Source organism: Viridibacillus sp. NPDC093762, assembly GCF_050279675.1.
Classification (GTDB): Bacteria; Bacillota; Bacilli; order Bacillales_A; family Planococcaceae; genus Viridibacillus.
Genome location: NZ_JBNNUK010000055.1, coordinates 1 through 1020, shown reverse-complemented (window position 1 = coordinate 1020; position 1020 = coordinate 1). Strand labels below are relative to the sequence as shown.

Sequence of the window (1020 nt, the reverse complement as noted above, 5' to 3'; positions counted from 1 at the left end):
ATACTTAAAACCATTGTAGCTCCTACTGCAAACTGAACTGTTGATGAGAGTACAGTTAGTCTTAGTAGATAGGAGAAGCTAAAGAAAATTCTGTAACCCTCTTTTAGTTCTTCCCACCAAAACTTTTTTGTCCATGTTGGCACTTTATTAATACTCGTAACAGGCATTCTTGATAGTGATATAAAACTAAACAAAAACATGAGTGAAGAAACTATATATAGGTATTGCAGTGGAATAACCAACAGTAATAAAGATGTAATTCCCGGAGCGATAATGCTCATAAGTCTTAGTGTAGTGTCCAACAAACCATTTGCTTCAACAAGTTCATCTTCCTTACATATTTCAGGAATTAATGAAAAGGAAATACTTGAGTATATCGGTTGCATCAAACCCAACACACATTGGAGCAAAACCAATCCAATCATTATTCCAATGTCTGATCCAATCAGATATCCCACAAGTGGAATTAAGTATGCTCCACCTCGTACTAATTGAATATTTCGAAGCATTTTCTCCTTCACAACATGATTCAAGAAGGGTGCACTTATACTTTGCAAGAGAAGAGAGGGAATAAAATATACCAACCAAATAGTTGCCATCCATTCTTTTGAACCCGTAAGTTCATACAGGAGAAGACCATTAATAATCCCGCCTGCAGCACCACCAAATTCAGATACAATTTGACCAATCCAGAGTGCATGAAAAGATTTTGAAAACTTCATCATAGATTTTCTCCAAGAAATTTAGTAAGGCGATCAGAGAAAGCATTAATCTGAGTTTTATTTATTGAATAAATTCCTTTGTCTACTTGAAGAAATTTGGCTGCTTTCAACAATGAAAGTTGATGGTGAATGGTTGTTTTGGAAACATTGAATTGTATACTTAAATCTTGTAAAGAAGATGGACCTTTCGTCAATTGATATAGTATCTTCAGTCGTACTTCATCACCTAATGCTTTGTGTCCACGAATCAATTCCATAGGAGGAATGCCAGGTTCCAAAAAATACTCTTCCTTCAAGG

General features: G+C 35.3%; 2 protein-coding genes. Both read right to left on the bottom strand.

Annotated features, from left to right (window positions below):
* A partial coding sequence (locus ACQKM9_RS21870; protein WP_427736581.1) for an MFS transporter occupies positions 1–722 on the bottom strand: 722 nt, incomplete at its 3' end.
* Positions 722–1020: ArsR/SmtB family transcription factor (locus ACQKM9_RS21865; protein WP_427736579.1), on the bottom strand; the 299-nt coding region annotated here is incomplete at its 5' end. The genes ACQKM9_RS21865 and ACQKM9_RS21870, both read right to left, overlap by 1 nt.